We start from the raw sequence: 17,718 nt of genomic DNA, 5'->3' as shown, positions 1-17,718 counted from the left end.
GAAACGTCCGTCGGGGAGCAGCCTGTGCCCTCCGGCGTCGCGGGGGGAAGCGCCGCCGGAAAATTGTGGACAGCTTCGGGTATGGGGACAACTCAGGTGAAGGTCTCGCCTTCCGGCAGGCGCAGATCGGGCTTGTCCAGCTCTTCCACGTTGACGTCCTTGAACGTCACGACCCTGACGTTCTTGACGAACCTGGCCGGCCGGTACATGTCCCAGACCCAGGCATCGGACATCCTCACCTCGAAGTACATGTCCCCCTCGGAATTGCGCACCTGGACGTCGACCGCGTTGCACAGGTAGAACCGGCGCTCGGTCTCCACCACGTAGGCGAACTGCCCGACGATGTCGCGGTACTCGCGGTAGAGCTGGAGCTCCATCTCGGTCTCGTACTGCTCCAGATCCTCTGCACTCACCTGCTGGCTCCTCTGGCTCTGCGGATCACGCCTGTCATCATCCCTCATCGGCGAGGTCGACCTCGCCGGTCGGCAGTCGCCAGCTCCGTCGGTGCACCTCGCTCGGTCCGTGCCGCCGCAGTGCCGCCACGTGCTCTGCGGTGCCGTAGCCCTTGTTCACCTCGAACAGGTAGTCGGGGTACTCGAGCGCCAGCCGCCGCAGCATCCCGTCCCGCTCGGTCTTGGCCAACACGCTCGCTCCGGCCACCCCGGCGCAGGTGAGATCGGCCTTGATCCTGGTGAACACCGGCGGGGTGTCGGAGAACAGGACCGGTTCGGGTTCGGACAGGTAGTCGTGGTTGCCGTCCAGTAACACCGCATCGACCGGTGCCGGTAGTTGGGCGAGCGCACGTCGACCGGCCAGCCGCAGTGCACCGATGATGCCGACCGCGTCGATCTCGGCCGGGCCGGCGTGCCCGACGGCGAACTCCCCCGCCCACCGGCGAACCACCGGCAGCAGGGTCTGCCTCGCCGCCGGCGTCATGAGCTTGGAATCCTTCAGGCCGAGCGGCACCCGGCCGATCCGCGCCGTCACCACCACCACGCCGACGCTGACCGGACCGGCCAGCGCGCCGCGGCCGACCTCGTCCATCGCCGCCAGCCGCTGCAGTCCACCGCGCAGCAATTCCTTCTCCAGCCGCAGGTGCGGCCGGGAACCGGAGCCTGTGGTCATCGCCGGCGCGCGGCCTTTCGTTCCCTCCGTCGACGGCGTCTGCTCGGCACCATCGCCAGTGACCCACGGAGCCCGAGGGTCAGCAGCAGACCACCGGTGACCGGTACGGCCGCGGTGGGACCGGGACCGATCGCCAACGCCTGCGGATCGATGTCCGGGTTGCCGAGCGTGCCCCACCGGGACGGCGGCATGACGATGAAGATCGCCTTGCCGATCACGTCGTCGGCCGGAATGGGCCGGGCACAACCGATCCCGCCCCCGTACTGCTGGATGTACTTGTCTGCCAACGACTGTCTGAGCCCCTGGCATTCGTACGAGGAGTCGGCCGACTGGCTCCGGTGATCCCCCATCACCCACAGCTGTCCCATCGGGACCTTGAAGGGCACGAAGCAGCGCGTCGAGCTGAAGTGGTCCGTATCGATGCCCGGCACGGTGCAGTCGGACACCCCGGGGTCGAACGGGATCGGCTCGTAGATGTAGGGCTCGACGAGCGACTTGCCGTCGACCGTCACATTTCCCTTCGCGTCGCAACAGGCCACCGTCTGCCCGCCCACCGCGATGACCCGCTTGACGAAGTCCTTCTCGTTCGGCGGGGCGACGCCGACCACCGATCCCAATGACGCCATGGCCTTGCCGATCCAGGTGGTCGGCCCGGCGATGTCGGCCTCCGGCGCCCAGCTGTCCGGGCCCTTGAACACGACGATGTCGCCCTGCTTCGGGTCGCGGAAGTCGTAGACGATCTTGCTGGCCAGGATGCGGTCGCCACCGGAAGGCACGCCGTGGAGCGTCTTCTCCATCGAACCGGAGGGCACGTAGTAGACCTTGGCCACGAAGGTCTGGATCAGGAAGGTCAACGCGAAGGCGACGACGATCAGGATCGGCAGCTCGACCCAGAAGGGACGTTTCGTCTTCCGGTTCCGCTTCTTGGACTGCTGCCGCCATCTGCCGACGGCCTCCTGGTGATCCTCGCCCGGCGGCCCGGACGAGGTGTCGGCCGGCGGTGCAGAGGCCTCGTGGTCGGAACTGACCACCCAGTCCTGCCATGGTCCCCCGACAGCAGGTTTGTCGGCCTCGTCCTCGTTCATCATGGTCAGACTACGGCTCTCCGGATAAAGGGTGGGTACAGAAAAGGCCGCCGTCATCCGGTCTGGATGACGGCGGCCGAATCGGAAGATCAGCGGTCGCGCTTTTCCTTGATCTTGGCGGCCTTGCCGCGCAGTTCCCGAAGGTAGTAGAGCTTGGCCCGACGCACATCGCCCTTGGTGACCAACTCGATCCGGTCCAGGTTCGGGGAATGCACCGGGAAGGTGCGCTCGACGCCGACGCCGAAGCTGACCTTGCGGACGGTGAAGGTCTCGCGGATGCCACCGCCCTGACGACGGATGACGTGGCCGGCGAAGATCTGGATACGGGAGCGCGCGCCCTCGATGACCTTGACGTGCACCTTGACGGTGTCGCCCGGCCGGAAATCCGGAAGATCGGTCCGCAACGAGGCGGCATCCAGAGCGTCCAGGGTGTTCATGATGTAGTTCCTTCTCTGAGTCCGCGACTCGGGGAAAACGACGTGTCTCGTGGGCGGTCACGGCAGACCCACGGCGGGCCGACCGGCAGTCGACGGGATATGCCCGGCCGACTCACAACCTCGCTAGTCTGCCAGATCAGCGCGACCTGGCCAAATGGCAGGCTCCTGGCCCAGTTCGCGGTCGAGCACGGCCCGGTCGGCCCGGTCCAGGTCCGCCGGGTCCAGTGCGGCGATCAGATCGGGTCGGCGGCGCGCCGTGCGTCTCAGGGACTCGTCCCGTCGCCACCGATCGATCGCACCGTGGTGACCGGACAGCAGCACCGGCGGGACCGGGAGGCCGTGGTATTCCGGAGGTCTGGTGTAGCTCGGGTACTCCAGCAGACCGGGCGAGGCCTCGCCGAACGAATCGGTGACGGCGGAGAGCGGATTGCCGAGGACGCCGGGGATCAACCGGGCGATGGCCTCCACCATCACCAGCACGGCCGACTCGCCCCCGGCCAGCACGTAGTCCCCGATCGAGAGCTCCATCACCTGCATGGATTCCGATGCGTGCTCGGCCACCCGCTGATCGATGCCCTCGTACCGTCCGCAGGCGAAGACGAGCTGCGTGCGGGTGGCCAGTTCGGCGGCCACCCCCTGGCCGAACAACCGGCCGGCCGGCGTCGGCACGATCAGGGTGCTGCCCGTCGAGGGCACTGCGGTGACGGCCTCGATCGCCCGCCCCCAGACGTCGGCCTTCATCACCATGCCGGCGCCGCCCCCGTACGGGGTGTCGTCGACGGTGCGGTGCCGGTCGGTGGCGAAGTCCCGCAGGTCGTGCACGGCCAACCCGATCAGACCATCGGAGATGGCCCGTCCCAACAACGACTCCCGCAGTGGCGCTAGGTATTCCGGGAAGATCGTGATGACGTCGAGATTCACCCGAACATGCCGTCGGGCGGGTCGACGGTGACCCTGCCGGCGGCGATGTCGACCTCGGGCACGATCGCGCTGACGAACGGGACGAGTTCCTCGGTCCCGTCGGGACGGTTCACCACCAGGACGGGTGCGGCCGGCGGGTGCATCACGTCGACGATCTCGCCGAGGACGTCACCGGAGCTGTGGTGGTGCACGACCAAACCGATCAGCTGGTGATCGTAGAACTCGTCGTCGTCCTCCGGTTCCGGCAGGGCCTCGGCGTCCACGAAGAGCCCGATCCCACGGAGGGTCTCGGCCGTGTTGCGATCGACGATGCCCTCGAACCCGATCACCTGTACCGGACCGGAGCGCCGGGCACCGGAGACCACCATCACGGGCCGGGCCGCCGAGTCGGTCTGCAGCTCCGAGCCCACGGCGAAACGGGCGTCCGGGTCGTCGGTGAAAGGGTTCACCGTGACCTCGCCGCGGATGCCGTGGGCCCGGCCGATCCGACCGACCTGGAGCTGCGTCAACGATCCGTGTCGACCACGTCGACGCGGATTCCGCGCCCGCCGACCGCCGACATGACCGTCCGCAGTGCAGTCGCGGTACGACCGCCGCGGCCGATGACCTTGCCCAGATCGTCAGGGTGCACCCGGATCTGCAGCGTGCGCCCACGACGACCGGTGGTCAGGTCGACGTGGACGTCCTCGTCATGATCGACGATGCCCTTGACCAGATGCTCGAGGGCGTCGGTCAGCACACTCACTTCTCGTCTGCCACGACATCATCTGCAGCCGGGGCGGCGGCCTTCTTCTTGGCGGTGGTGGCCGAGGGCCCGTCGTCGGAGCCGATGGCGGCCAGGGCCGCTTCGTACCGGGCACGCTTGTCGACCTTCTCGGGCTGCGGCTTCAGCGTGCCCTCTGCGCCCGGGAGGCCCTTGAACTTCTGCCAGTCACCGGTGACCTTGAGCAGCGACAACACGGATTCGGTCGGCTGTGCGCCGACACCCAGCCAGTACTGCGCGCGCTCGGAATCGATCTCGATGAGCGACGGCTCGAGCTTCGGGTGGTACTTGCCGATGGCCTCGATGGCGCGTCCGCTGCGGCGGGTGCGGGCATCGGCGACGACGACACGGTAGAACGGCTCGCGAATCTTGCCGAAGCGAGCGAGCTTGATCTTGACAGCCACGAGGGAAGTGCTCCTTGAACATGATGGCGGTATGCGTTCCGCCAAGAGGGCGGGCGATCCGATCCGCGTGGGGTTAGCGGTCCAAAACGCACCAATGGCGGCCATTACCCGGAGAGAGGGGCCGGGCGACGGCCGTAACGCGCCTATTCTGCCATACCCCGGTGGCTACACGATCCGCCCGGCTCTGATCACCGCGGTCGGATGGCGCAGCACCTCGAGGTCGACCGCCGGGTCCGCTGGGTAGAGGACCAGGTCGGCCGAGTCCCCCTGGTCCTGCGCACCCAGCCCCAGCCAGTTCCTGGCGTCGTGGCAGGTGGCGTCGAGCACCCGCCGCGGCGCGAGGCCGAGCCGGCCCATCGCCACGATCTCGTCGACGATCCGGCCGTGCTCGATGTAGCCGCCGGCATCGGTCCCGGCGTGCACTGCAATTCCCGCTTCGACGGCCGCCGCGAAGGTGGCGTCACTGCGTTCGTGCAGGTCACGCATGTGCTTGGCGTAGGCGGGGAAACGGGTGGCTGCATCGGCGAACATCGGGAAGTTGACGATGTTGATCATCGTCGGGATCAGGTGCACCCGGCGGCGGACCATTTCGTCGATGGTCTCCGCCGTCAGGCCGGTGCCGTGCTCGATGCAGTCGATGCCGGCGGCCAGCAGACCGGGCAGCGCGTCCTCCCCGAAGACGTGCGCGGTGACGCGGCACCCCGCCTCGTGCGCCACCGAGATCGCCTCGACCAGCAGGTCGTCCGGCCACAACGGGGCCAGATCACCGATACCGCGATCGATCCAGTCCCCGACCAGCTTGACCCACCCACCCCCGTAGGCCACCTGGGCGGCCACCTCGGCGGGCAGGTCGGCGGGGTCCGCCAGGTCGACACCGAGCCCGCGGATGTAGCGCTTGGGTTGGGCGATGTGCCGGCCGGCCCTGACCAGGATCGGCAGGTCGTCGCGATCGGTCAGGGGCCGGGTGTCGATCGGCGACCCGCAGTCGCGGATCGCGAGCACGCCGGTGGCCAGGTTGGTCCGGGCCTGCGCTTCGGCCTCCCCGAGGGTGACTGCGCCGTCCTCGGAGTACCCGATGTGGCAGTGCGCATCGACGAACCCCGGCAGGGTCCATCCGGTCAGTTCGACGGCTCCGGTCATCGGTCCTTCGACGAACACACCACCGGCGGTCCAGTACTCGACGGACTCACCGGTCGCCGCGTCACGACCGGTGATGTGCAGTGGCTGCGGTCTGGCCATCTACTTCTTCGGGAACTTCAGCTGCGACGGGTCGAACCCGGGCGGCAGCTGGTCGAGACCGAAGCCCGCCGGCAACTGCGGCGCACCGCCGGGCATCGGCATACCGGGCATTCCGAAGCCGCCGGGCATGCCCTTCATCTTCGGGGGCGTCGGGCCACGGCCGGACACCTTGCCCTTCTTACCCTTTCGACCCTTGACCGCCTTGCGGTTGTTGCCGCGGGCCCCAGGGAAGCCGAACCGTCCGGCCATCGCCGACATCATCTTGCGGGCCTCGAAGAACCGCTCGACCAACGCGTTGACCTGGGACACGGTCGAGCCGGAGCCCTTGGAGATCCGTACCCGCCGGGAGGCGTTGATGATCTTGGGGTCCTTGCGCTCGGCCGGCGTCATCGACTGGATGATGGCGGCGGTGCGATCGATGTCGCGGTCGTCGACGCCCGCCAGGGCCTCCTTCATCTGACCGGCGCCGGGGAGCATGCCGAGCAGTCCGCCGATCGGTCCCATCTTCTTGAGCATCGTCATCTGCTGCAGGAAGTCGTCCAGGGTGAAGTCGTTGCCGGCCAGCTTGGCGGCCATCTCCTCGGCCTGGTCGGCCTCGAAATGCTGCTCGGCCTGCTCGATCAGGGTCAGCATGTCGCCCATCCCGAGGATGCGCGAGGCCATCCGGTCGGGGTGGAAGGTGTCGAAATCGCCCAGCTTCTCGCCGGTGGAGGCGAACATGATCGGCACGCCGGTGATCTGCCGGACCGACAGCGCGGCGCCACCGCGGGCGTCGCCGTCGAGCTTGGTGAGCACGACCCCGGTGAATCCGACTCCGTCGGCGAAGGCCTGGGCCGTCGTGACCGCGTCCTGGCCGACCATTGCGTCGAGCACGAACAGGATCTCGTTCGGGTCGACCGCATCGCGGATGTCGGCGGCCTGCTGCATCAGTTCGGCGTCCACGCCGAGACGGCCGGCGGTGTCGACGATGACGATGTCGTGCTGCTTGGACCTGGCGAATTCGATACCGGCCCTGGCGACGGCCACCGGGTTGCCGACGCCGTTGCCCGGCTCGGGCGCGAAGACCGCCACCCCGGCCTGTTCGCCGACCACCTGCAGTTGCGTCACGGCGTTCGGACGCTGCAGGTCGCAGGCCACGAGAAGCGGTGCGTGGCCCTGGTTGCGCAACCACAGGGACAGCTTGCCGGCCAGCGTGGTCTTGCCGGCGCCCTGCAGACCGGCCAGCATGATGACGGTCGGCGGGTTCTTCGCGAACACCAACCGGCGCGTCTCGCCGCCGAGGATGTCGACGAGTTCGTCGTTGACGATCTTGATGACCTGCTGCGCCGGGTTCAGCGCCGCCGAGATCATCGCCTCGTTGGACTTCTCCTTGATCGCGGCGATGAACGTGCGGACGACGGGCAGCGCCACGTCCGCCTCGAGCAGCGCGATCCGGATCTCGCGTGCGGTGGCGTCGATATCGGCCGCGGAGAGCCGGCCCTTGCCCCGCAGACTGGAGAGGACGGTGGCAAGACGATCGGAGAGGGTGTCGAACACGATCCAAGGCTATCCCAGCGCTGCGACGACGGCGGCGACGATCTCGGCGCCGCCGGTGGTGGTGAGCATCGATCCGTCCAGCGTGACCAGGTAGAAGATGTCTACCACCTCGGCGCCGCGGGTGTGCACCCTGGCCGAGGTCACGTCCACCCCGAGGGTGGACAGCGTGGTGGCCACCGAGGCCAGCAGGCCCGGAACGTCGTGTGCCCTCACCTCGAGCACCGTCGCGCGCTCCGACGCGCCGTCGACGATCCGTACGGTCGGTAGGGCCGCACCGACCACCTTGCGATTGCGGGCCCGCTTCGCCAGCCGGGCGGCGATGTCCAGCGACCCGTCCAGGGACTTGACCAGATCGGACCTCAGCGTCGAGGCCTCCGGCGGATCGCCGAATTCGGGGGTGACGGACCAGGTCTGCAACCCGACGCCGTCCACCGTCCGGACCGAGGCCGCCCGCACGGTCAGCCGGTGGACGCTCAGCACACCGGCCGCCGCGGCCAGCAGCCCCGGCCGGTCAGGAGCGGCCACCGTCACCTCGAGTCCGGTCTCCCCGGTGCGGATGACCACCCCGGGGCCGCCGGCCGCGATCAGGTCCACCTCGGTCGCACTGAGGTCCGGCACCTCCGGGAGCGGTTCGCCCGCCAGCACCATCCGCACCCGCTCGACGAGATACCTGACCTGGTTCGCCTTCCACGTCGACCAGGCCGCAGGGCCGGCCGCGGTGGCGTCGGACTCGGTCAGCGCGTGCAGCAGGTCCAGGACCGCCGACGGCGAGTCGGTGCCGAGCGCGTCCACCACCGCGGCCACCGTCGCCGGATCGTCGGGGTCACGCTGCGCCGCAGTCTCGGAGAGGAGCAGATGGTGCCGGATCAGCGTCCGGATGATCTCGATGTCCGGTTCGACCACCCCGAGCCGGCCGAGCCAGGCCGGGATCATCTCGGCCCCGACCGTCGAGTGGTCACCGGGCAGACCCTTGCCGATGTCGTGGAAGATCGCGGCCAGCAGCAGCAGGTCCGGCCGGGACACCCTGCGCACCAACGCGGATGCGTTCACCGCGGTCTGCATCAGGTGGCGGTCGACGGTGAACAGGTGGATCGGATCGCGCTGCGGCAGCGACCGCAGGCGCTCCCACCCTGGGATCATCTCGGAGATCAGACCGGCCTGGTCCAGGCCCTCCCAGGCGGTGATCATCGGCTCGCCCGAACCCAGCAGCGACAGGAACGCGTCCAGCGCGACCCGCGGCCACGGTTCGGGCATCACAGGCCGGGTCCTGGCCAGCCGCACCACCGTCGCCGGGGAGACCGGCAGTCCGGCCTGCGCCGCCGCCGCGGCCGCCCGCAGGGCCAGTGCCGGGGCGGTCGCCGGGTTCACCCCCCGCGCCAGCACCGCCTCCCCGTCCTGCTCGACGATGCCGTCGGCCAACGGGGTGCGATCTGGTCGTCTGATCAGCCGGTCGCCGGCCTCGGTGAGCGCGCCGCGACCGGATCCGGCGAGGACCCGGCCGACCCGGTGCCACGTCAGGTCACTGGCGTGCACGACGGTCCGACCGATGGCGGAGACGTGACGCACCAACATGTCCCGGTCGTCGAGCCCCATCAGCGCGGCCACGGCGTCCTGGTCCTGCTGCTGCAGACGGTCGGTCGCCCGGCCGGTGACGGTCTGGACGGCGTCCCGGACGTCCAGCAGCGCAGAGCGTGCCTCCTCCAGCCCCTGGTGCGGGCAGTCCGCGAGCCAGGAGGCTGCCACTGCGCGCATCACCACCAGGTCGCGGAGCCCACCGCGCGACTCCTTCAGGTCCGGGGTGGTGGCGAAGGCCAGTTCGCCGCTGCGGTCGGCCCGTTCCCGGCAGGAGGCCAGCAGTGCCGGCAGGCGATCCTTCGCATCGGTGCGCCAGTCGGCCAGTACCCGGCGGTGCAGCGTGGCAGCCAGTTCGGGATCGCCGGCGATGTGTCGTAGATCGAGCATTCCCAGCACGGCCGGGAGGTCGATCTTGGCGATCTGCCGGGCCCCACCGACCGAACGTACGGAGTGATCGAGCCTGATCCCCGAATCCCAGATCGGGTACCAGAGCCGCTCGGCCAGCATCTCCGCGTAGGAGGCCGGGGTCTCGGTGGAATGCAGGAGCACGAGATCGAGATCGGAGAACGGCGACAATTCCCCCCGGCCGAATCCACCGACCGCTACCAGCGCCACACCACCCACGTTGACGCCGGCCTCCGCTGCGAGGCCGGACAGCCATCCGTCGGTCAGGCGAGCGAGAGCCCGGCGCCGGGCCGGACCGGCGATACCGGTCCGGCCCAGCAACTGGGCTCTGAGTTCAGGGAAGCCACCCGCTCTGGAATCCGATGAACTCGAATCCAACGGGAAGACCGCCATCTTCTACAGGGCTTCCTGACCGCGCTCGCCGGTGCGAACCCGCACCACGTTCTCGACGGTGGTGGCCCAGACCTTGCCGTCCCCGATCTTGCCGGTGCGTGCCGCCCGGACGACCACGTCCACGACGTCCTCTGCATCCTCGTCGTCGACCAGGATCTCGACCTTGACCTTGGGCAGCAGTTCCACCGTGTACTCGGCGCCGCGGTAGACCTCGGTGTGGCCGCGCTGACGGCCGTAGCCGGAGGACTCCGACACCGTCATGCCCTGCACCCCGAACGCCAGCAGTGCTGCGCGCACCTCGTCGAGCTTGAACGGCTTGATCACGGCGGTGATCAGCTTCATGCGTTGACCTCCTTGCTGGTGGAGTCGGTCAAGTGACCGGACGGGATGCTGCCGCTCGAGGACTGCGTGTCGAACTCGTACGCGGACTCCGCATGCTCGTTGATGTCGACACCCTCGATCTCGACCTCTTCGGAAACTCGGAATCCGATGGTCTTCTCGAGGATGAAGCCGAGAATGAAAGCAACGACGAACGAGTACACGAGTACTGCCGCTGCACCGGTGGCCTGAAGACCCAGTTGGTGCAGTCCGCCCCCGTAGAAGAGACCGTCGGCCGCAACGCCCGGGTTGGCGGCGGAGCTGGAGAAGAAGCCGACGAACAGGGTTCCGAAGATGCCGCCGACCAGGTGGACGCCGACGACGTCGAGCGAATCGTCATAGCCGAGGACGTACTTCAGACCGACTGCGAAGGCACAGAGAGCTCCGACCAGGATGCCGAGCACGACTGATGCCCAGGGTGTGATGAATGCACAGGCCGGGGTGATGGCAACCAGACCCGCGACCGCGCCGGAGGCAGCGCCGACGCTCGTGGCATGCCCGTCCCGGAATTTCTCCACGACCAGCCAGCCAAGAAGACCCGCAGCAGTAGCCACCTGGGTGTTCATGAACGCCAGGCCTGCCACACCGTTGGCTGCGCCCGCCGAACCCGCGTTGAAGCCGAACCAGCCGAACCACAGCAGTCCGGAACCGAGCATGACCAGCGTCACGTTGTGCGGACGCATGGGAACCTTCTTGAAGCCGACCCGCTTGCCGAGAACGATACATAGCGCGAGAGCCGCCGCACCGGCGTTGATGTGCACCGCCGTGCCACCGGCGAAGTCCTCGACGCCCTTGGCTGCAAGCCAGCCCTTGTGCCCGCCGAGCGCACCGAAGTCGAACACCCAGTGCGCCACCGGGAAGTAGACGAGAATGGTCCACAGGGTGGCGAAGATCGACCAGGTCAGGAACTTCGTGCGGTCGGCGATCGAGCCCGAGATCAGGGCCGGGGTGATGATCGCGAACATCAGCTGGAACGCGGCGAACACGATCACCGGGATGCCGAAGCCCGTCGTACCGAAGACCACGTTCGTGAAGGCCGTCTTACTGAGTCCGGAGAACGAGAAGTCCCCGTAGAACCCGCTTGTCGAGGTGCTTGCGAAGGCCAGCTTGAAACCGAAGAGCACCCAGAGAACGCTGACGATTCCGATGCACGAGAACGACATCATCATCATGTTCAGGGTGCTCTTGGCCCTGGTCAGACCACCGTAGAAGAACGCGAGACCTGGAGTCATCAACAGCACGAGCGCGCTACTGGCAAGAATCCAGGCAGTGTCTCCGGTGTCGAACGTAGGCTTTGTGTACGTGTCAGCAAGCAGAGTCGCTGCGGCGTGCAGGACCATCGGGCCTCCAGGCAGGGGACGGAGTCGGATCGGTCGATCCTCGAACGTGCACAGCTTCACCTGAGAGTGTTTCCTGCCGCGCCCGTTCATGTTTCGCCCTGGTGAACTAGGCCAAATTGCGTTTCCGGCCTGTTACCACTGTGTTGCTACCTGAAGATGCGTGCGGTCAGTCGCCCAGCAGAGCGTCCACGAAAGCGGCCGGCTCGAAGGGGGCGAGGTCGTCCGGCCCCTCGCCGAGCCCGACCAGCTTCACCGGCACGCCCAGCGCGCGCTGCACGGCCACCACGATGCCGCCCTTGGCGGTCCCGTCCAGCTTGGTCAGGACGATCCCGGTGACGTCGACGACCTCGGAGAAGACCCTGGCCTGGACCAGACCGTTCTGCCCGGTGGTGGCGTCGAGGACGAGCAGGATCTCGTCGACCTTCGCCAGCTTCTCCACCACCCGCTTGACCTTGCCCAGTTCGTCCATCAGCCCGGTCTTGGTGTGCAGACGACCGGCCGTGTCGATCAGCACGGCGTCGGCCCCGTCCTCGATCCCCCGCTTCACCGCGTCGAATGCGACCGAGGCCGGGTCGGCGCCGGCGACCGACCGGACGACGGTCGCGCCGGCCCGCTCGCCCCAGGTCTGCAGCTGATCGGCGGCGGCGGCGCGGAACGTGTCGGCCGCCCCCAGCACCACGGTGCGACCGTCGGCCACCAGCACCCTGGCCAGCTTCCCGGTGGTGGTGGTCTTCCCGGTGCCGTTGACCCCGACGACCAGCAGCACCGACGGTCGGCCGTCGTGCGGGAGCGCCCGGACGGTCCGGTCCGGTACCTGCCCCTGCGCGTCGGTCTCGACGGCCTCGATCAGCACCTTGCGCAGCAGCGCCCTGGCCGAGACCGAGTCGGTGACGCCGTGCGTAGCCACCTCGGTCCGGAGCTTCTGGGTGATCTCGGCGGCCGCGGCCGCGCCGAGGTCGGCCATCAGCAGGGTGTCCTCGACGTCGTTCCAGGAGTCCTCGTCCAGCGCGCCGGCCCCGAGCAGCCCGAGCAGCGAGCGTCCGAAGGCGTTCTGCGACCGGGACAGCCGTCCACGCAACCGGCCCAGCCGGCCCTCGGTCGGCGCGATCTCCTCGGTCACGGGGATCGCGTCGATCACGGGGTTCGTGGGCATCACGGGGATGACAGGGACGTCCGGTACGTCCGGTACGTCCGGCAGCTCCACGTCGACCACGTCGCGGCGGATCGAGTCGCGCGGTATGGCCGCGTCGTCGCCGACCCCCGGCTGCCCGTCGGTCTCGGTGCGCTCGGTGCGCTCGCTGGGCTCTGTGCGTTCGGGCCCGGTGCGTTCGGCCGTGGTGCTGCTGAGCGAGATGGACCCCTTGGCCAGGTAACCGCCCCTGGCCGGCGGGGGCTTGACCTCGGCGGTGGCCGGGTCCGGCGGCGGAGCGATCAGCGACACCTTGCGGCGGCGCCCGAGCACCAGCCCCGTTCCGAGCCCGAGAGCGAGCACGACGACCACCGCGATGACTATCCAGATCCATGTCGACACGGAAGTCATTGTCTCAGGCACTGTCGAACAACCGGTCCACCACACGTCTGGCCTTGCGGGTGGCGCGGCGGTAGTCGTCGACGAATTCGCCGGGGTCGCCGCCCTCCGGGTAGCCGAGGGCCCGGGCGATGCCCATCAGCTCCCGGCCGTGCGAGGGGATCTGGTCCTCGGGTTTGCCGCGGACGAGCATCAGGGCGTTGCGTGTCCTGGTCGCCTCCAGCCAGCCGCCGCGCAGCGCCTGGCCGTCCGCATCGGAGATGATCCCGGCCTGGGCCGCGGCCAGGATGGCCGGGAGGGTGTGGGTCGTCTGCAGTCCCGGTACCTGGTAGGCGTGCTGCAGCTGGATCAGCTGCACCGTCCACTCCACGTCCGAGAGTCCGCCGCGACCCAGCTTGGTGTGGGTCGTCGGGTCGGCGCCGCGAGGCAGCCGCTCGGCGTCGACCCTGGCCTTGATCCGCCTGATCTCGATGACGTCCTTGGCGTCCAGACCCCCCTGCGGGTAACGGAACTCGTCGGCCGCGGCGATGAATTCCCGACCCAGTTCCCGGTCGCCGACGATGGCCCTGGCACGCAGCAGGGCCTGCCGCTCCCAGGGTGCTGCGAACTTGTGCCAGTAGGCCCGGTAGGCATCCAGCGTGCGGACCAGCGGGCCGTTCCGACCTTCCGGTCGGAGGTTGGCGTCCACCAGCAGCGGCGGATCGGGGGTCGGGCGTCCGAGGAATCTGGCCATCAGGTCGGCGACGGCGCTCATGTCGTCCAGGCCACCGCGGTGGTCCTCCCCCGGGAGCGATTCGGCGACGTACATGACGTCGGCGTCGGAGGAGTAGCTCAGCTCCGCCCCGCCCAGCCGGCCCATGCCGATCACCGCGAGCCGGCCCCTGACCCGGCCGCCCCGCTCGGAGGCCACCTGCCACAGAGAGGCGTCGTAGGCGGCCTGCAACGAGGCCTCCGCCACGCTCGTCAGGCCCACCATGATGTCGGTGACGTCGATCAGGCCCAGCAGGTCCCCGCAGGCCAGGCGCAACATCTCATGACGGCGGGCCGACCGCGCGGCGTCCACCGTCTCCTGCGCGGTACCGGCCCGCTTGGACCGGGACAGCAACGCCATCCGGACGTCGGCCGGCTCCGGTTCGAGCAGCGACACGTCATCGACCAGCAGTCGCAGCACCTCCGGGGCCCGGACCAACAGGTTCCCGATCAGCTTCGATCCACCGAGCAGCGTGCCGAGGCGCTGCGCGACCAGCCCTTCGTCGCGGAGCAGACGCAGGTACCAGGGCGTGTCCGCCAGCGCCTCGGACACCTGCCGGTAGGACAGCAACCCGGCGTCGGGATCCGGACTGCTCGCGAAGGTGTCGAGCAGCACCGGCAGCAGGGTGCGCTGGATGGCGGCGCGACGGCTGACGCCCGAGGTCAGCGCGCGCAGATGACGCAGGGCCGAGTCGGGGCTGCGGAAACCCAGCGCCGCCATCCGGGTGGTGGCCGCCTCCGGGGTGAGCCGCATCTCCTCGCTCGGCACGGCGGCGACGGCGTGCAGCAGCGGGCGGTAGAAGAGCTTCTCGTGCAGTCGGCGGACCGTCGCGCTGTGCCGGGTGCGATCGGCGGTGAACACCTCGGCCGCCGAGGAGGTGCCGGTCGGTGCGTAGCCGTCGGCCCTGGCCAGCCACTCCAGATCCGCCTCGTCCTCCGGCAGCAGGTGGGTGCGGCGCAGTCGCTGCAACTGGAGTCGGTGCTCGGCGCGACGGAGAAAGGTGTAGGCGGCGGCCATCTCGGCGCCGTCGGACCGTCCGACGTAGCCGCCGCGGATCAGCGACCGCAGGGCCATCAGGGTGCCGGGCAATCGCAGGTCCGCATCGGTCCGTCCGTGCACCAGCTGCAGCAGTTGCACGGCGAACTCGACGTCCCGCAGACCGCCGGCCCCGAGCTTGAGTTCCTTGTCCTTGATGTCGTCGGGGATGTTTGCCTCCACACGCCGGCGCATGGCCTGGACGTCGTCGACGAAGGAGTCGCGTCCGGCCGCACTCCACACACCGGCCGCGGTCATGTCGGTGAAAGCCCTGCCCACCTCGGGATCGCCAGCAGCCGGTCGGGCCTTGAGCAACGCCTGGAACTCCCAGGTGTGCGCCCAGCGCCGGTAGTACGCGGTGTGGCTGGCCGGCGTCCGGACCAGCGCACCCGCCTTGCCCTCCGGGCGCAGCGCCGCATCCACCTCCCAGGCCGCCTGTCCGCAGATCCGCATCATCCCGGCGGCGAGATTCGTTGCGGTGGCGAGCATCCGGGCGTCGTCCCCGTCGACGCCCGCCGGGTGCTCCGCGGCGAAGATGACGTCAACGTCGGACAGGTAGTTCAGTTCCTTGGCGCCGCACTTGCCCATCGCGATGATCGCCAGCCGGGCCGGGGCGGCTCCGGCCGGCAGCGCGGCGGCCGCCACCGACAGCCCGGCCTGCAGGTTGGCGTCGGCGAGGTCGGACAGCGCGTGGCAGACCGCCGGCAGCGCGGTGACCGGCAGCGATGACTCCACCGCGGGCGCCAGATCGTGCGCAGCGATGATGAGCAACTGGGAGCGGTAGGCACGCCGCAGGGCCAGCACCGCCTTGCCGCCGACGACGGTGGCCCTTGCCCCGTCGGTACCGGTGCACGGCGGGGCGGCCGGGTCGATCCCGACCGCACGGAACAGCACCTCCTGCATGCTCCGGGAATTGATCAGGTCACCCGGGGTAGCCTCCGCCAGCAGCAGTCGCCACTGGGTCGGGTTGGCGGCCAGATGTTCGGACAGTCCGGTCGACCCGCCGAGCACGGCCAGCAACCGGCCGCGGAACCTCGGCAGTTCCCGCAGCGCGGCCAGGATCTGCGGCCCGTCCTCTGCGGCCTTGACCAGTGCGGCCAGACCGTGCACGGCCAACTCCGGCCGACCGGTGCGGGACAGCGCAGCCATCACGTCCTGCGCCCCGGTGGCGACCGAATGGTCGACCGACAGTCCCAACTCGGCCAGATCTGCTGCCACCCGGTCGTTGTCGCCGAGGCCGTAGCGGGCCAGCGTCCTGGCCGCCGGTCGGGTCACGAGCCGTCCAGCGGCAGACGCCGGCCGAGCAGGGCGATGTCCGGCTTCTCCCGCTCGGCCGCGAAGGCCACGAATCGGGCGGTGAAGTCCCGCCACACCTCGCCCATGGTCTCCTCCGCGAGGTCCAGCACCGGCCCCAGCCGGCCCACCGGTTCGCGGCCCTCGCTCCGGCCCCAGGCGCGCAGGTCCTCCGCGCCCGGCTCGATGTGGAACTGCAGCCCCCACGCCGCCGGACCGATCCGCCAGGCCTGGTGCGGATAGCCGGTCGAGGACAGCAGCAGCACCGCCCCCGGAGGCAGGCTCGACACGACGTCGTAGTGGTACTGCATGACGTCGGGCGTCATCGGCAGCGCGTCGAACAGCGGATCGCTCTCCGACGCATCGCGTTTCGCGGTCAGGTAGGCCCCGATCTCCGGCCCGTCGACGCCGATCGTGACCGTGCCACCGGTGGCGACGGCCAGTAGTTGCGACCCCAGGCACACGCCCAGGGTGGGCGTCCGGGCCGCGACCGCCGTGGCCAGCAGATCCCGCGCCGCCGGCAGCCACGGGGCGATGTCGTCGTCGTGGGCGCCCATCTCGCCGCCCAGGCTGATCAGCGCGTCGTAACCGGTCAGGTCCGGCGGCACCGGGTCGCCCGCGTGCAGCTGCAGCACCCGCACCTCCGCGCCGGCATCGGCCAACCAGTCCGCCATCCGCAGCAGCGGGTCGGAGGCGTCGTGTTCGAGGACCAGGATGCGGGTCATGCGAGTTCCACGATCACCGGTGCATGGTCGGACGCGCCCTTGCCCTTGCGTTCCTGGCGGTCGATGACGGCACCGGTGACGCGCCGGGCCAGCGCCGCCGACGCGAGGGCGAAGTCGATCCGCATGCCTTCCCTCCTGGCAAATCGGAGCCGTTGATAATCCCAATAGGTGTACACCCCCGGGCCCGGAAGCAGCGGGCGCACCACGTCGGAAAGGCCGCTGTCGAGGAGGTTTCCGAACGCCGTCCGCTCCGCTGCACTGACATGGGTACTGCCGTCGAAGGCCGCCATGTCCCAGACGTCCTCGTCCTGCGGCGCGATGTTGAAGTCGCCGCAGAGGGCGAGCTGTTGCTGCGGATCCGCCGTCAGCTCGCCGGTGGTGAACCAGGCCAGTGCGGCCAACCACTCCAGCTTGTAGTCGTAGTGCGGGTCGTCCAGACCCCGACCATTGGGCACGTAGAGGCTCCAGAGGTCGATCCCGCCGCAGGTCGCTCCGATGGCCCTGGCCTCGGACTCCGGGGGTTCGCCGAACGTCGGCATCCCCGGGAAGCCGCGCCGTACGTTCTCGATCCCGACCCGGGAGATCAGTGCGACGCCGTTCCACTGCGAGAACCCATGGTGGGCAACGTCGTAGCCGAGCGCGGCCAGCGCCGCGGTCGGGAATTGCTCGTCGGTGGCCTTGGTCTCCTGGACCGCCAGCACGTCCACGTCGGACCGTTCCAGGAAGGCCAGCAGACGGTCCTGACGAGCCCGGACGGAGTTGATGTTCCAGGTGGCGAATTTCAT

At 69.3% G+C, this 17,718-nt stretch carries 17 protein-coding genes; all 17 read right to left on the bottom strand.

Going from position 1 to position 17,718, the window contains the following annotated elements:
- Positions 1–92: 92 nt before the first annotated feature.
- Complete coding sequence (locus H7F38_RS15535) at positions 93–413, bottom strand: DUF2469 domain-containing protein (protein WP_187090704.1); 321 nt, start codon at positions 411–413, stop codon at positions 93–95.
- Positions 414–450: 37 nt separating this feature from the next.
- Positions 451–1,125 carry a ribonuclease HII gene (locus H7F38_RS15530; protein WP_187090703.1) on the bottom strand — a complete coding sequence of 225 codons (675 nt, stop codon included), beginning with the start codon at positions 1,123–1,125 and terminating at the stop codon, positions 451–453.
- Positions 1,122–2,210, bottom strand: coding sequence for a signal peptidase I (gene lepB, locus H7F38_RS15525; RefSeq protein WP_187090702.1), 1,089 nt, complete (start codon positions 2,208–2,210; stop codon positions 1,122–1,124). The genes H7F38_RS15530 and lepB overlap by 4 nt, the downstream gene beginning before the upstream one ends.
- Positions 2,211–2,299: 89 nt before the next feature.
- Positions 2,300–2,647, bottom strand: coding sequence for a 50S ribosomal protein L19 (gene rplS / locus H7F38_RS15520; RefSeq protein ID WP_187090701.1), 348 nt, complete (start codon positions 2,645–2,647; stop codon positions 2,300–2,302).
- Between the two features lie 123 nt (positions 2,648–2,770).
- Positions 2,771–3,568, bottom strand: a complete 798-nt coding sequence (gene trmD / locus H7F38_RS15515) for a tRNA (guanosine(37)-N1)-methyltransferase TrmD (protein WP_187090700.1) — start codon at positions 3,566–3,568, stop codon at positions 2,771–2,773.
- Entirely contained in the window at positions 3,565–4,077 is a 513-nt protein-coding gene (rimM, locus tag H7F38_RS15510) for a ribosome maturation factor RimM (protein WP_187090699.1), read from the bottom strand. The genes trmD and rimM overlap by 4 nt, the downstream gene beginning before the upstream one ends.
- On the bottom strand, positions 4,074–4,313 hold the full coding sequence (locus H7F38_RS15505; RefSeq protein ID WP_187090698.1) for an RNA-binding protein: 240 nt from the start codon (positions 4,311–4,313) through the stop codon (positions 4,074–4,076). Before H7F38_RS15505 ends, rimM begins: the two co-directional genes overlap by 4 nt.
- A complete protein-coding gene (rpsP, locus tag H7F38_RS15500) occupies positions 4,310–4,735 on the bottom strand; it encodes a 30S ribosomal protein S16 (protein WP_187090697.1) in 426 nt (141 codons plus the stop codon). The genes H7F38_RS15505 and rpsP overlap by 4 nt, the downstream gene beginning before the upstream one ends.
- Positions 4,736–4,900: 165 nt before the next feature.
- Positions 4,901–5,974 carry an amidohydrolase family protein gene (locus H7F38_RS15495; RefSeq protein ID WP_187090696.1) on the bottom strand — a complete coding sequence of 358 codons (1,074 nt, stop codon included), beginning with the start codon at positions 5,972–5,974 and terminating at the stop codon, positions 4,901–4,903.
- Positions 5,975–7,510 (bottom strand): signal recognition particle protein, encoded by a 1,536-nt coding sequence (ffh, locus tag H7F38_RS15490; RefSeq protein ID WP_187090695.1) that lies wholly within the window; start codon positions 7,508–7,510, stop codon positions 5,975–5,977. It lies immediately after the preceding gene.
- 9 nt (positions 7,511–7,519) lie between these two features.
- The gene (locus H7F38_RS15485) at positions 7,520–9,883 is read right to left on the bottom strand and encodes a [protein-PII] uridylyltransferase (RefSeq protein ID WP_187090694.1); all 2,364 of its coding nucleotides are present in this window, start codon (positions 9,881–9,883) and stop codon (positions 7,520–7,522) included.
- Positions 9,884–9,886: 3 nt separating this feature from the next.
- Complete coding sequence (locus tag H7F38_RS15480; RefSeq protein ID WP_187090693.1) at positions 9,887–10,225, bottom strand: P-II family nitrogen regulator; 339 nt, start codon at positions 10,223–10,225, stop codon at positions 9,887–9,889.
- Entirely contained in the window at positions 10,222–11,601 is a 1,380-nt protein-coding gene (locus tag H7F38_RS15475; RefSeq protein WP_187090692.1) for an ammonium transporter, read from the bottom strand. The genes H7F38_RS15480 and H7F38_RS15475 overlap by 4 nt, the downstream gene beginning before the upstream one ends.
- Before the next feature lie 166 nt (positions 11,602–11,767).
- Entirely contained in the window at positions 11,768–13,141 is a 1,374-nt protein-coding gene (gene ftsY / locus H7F38_RS15470; RefSeq protein ID WP_187090691.1) for a signal recognition particle-docking protein FtsY, read from the bottom strand.
- A gap of 4 nt (positions 13,142–13,145) precedes the next feature.
- Positions 13,146–16,190, bottom strand: a complete 3,045-nt coding sequence (locus H7F38_RS15465; RefSeq protein ID WP_187090690.1) for a bifunctional [glutamine synthetase] adenylyltransferase/[glutamine synthetase]-adenylyl-L-tyrosine phosphorylase — start codon at positions 16,188–16,190, stop codon at positions 13,146–13,148.
- Positions 16,187–16,933 (bottom strand): type 1 glutamine amidotransferase, encoded by a 747-nt coding sequence (locus H7F38_RS15460; protein WP_187090689.1) that lies wholly within the window; start codon positions 16,931–16,933, stop codon positions 16,187–16,189. Before H7F38_RS15460 ends, H7F38_RS15465 begins: the two co-directional genes overlap by 4 nt.
- Positions 16,930–17,718, bottom strand: coding sequence for an exodeoxyribonuclease III (locus tag H7F38_RS15455; RefSeq protein ID WP_187090688.1), 789 nt, complete (start codon positions 17,716–17,718; stop codon positions 16,930–16,932). Before H7F38_RS15455 ends, H7F38_RS15460 begins: the two co-directional genes overlap by 4 nt.

The organism is Nakamurella sp. PAMC28650 (assembly GCF_014303395.1).
Lineage (GTDB): Bacteria > Actinomycetota > Actinomycetes > Mycobacteriales > Nakamurellaceae > Nakamurella.
Note: the sequence above shows the minus strand (reverse complement) of the source record. Positions and strands in the feature narration are given on the sequence as shown.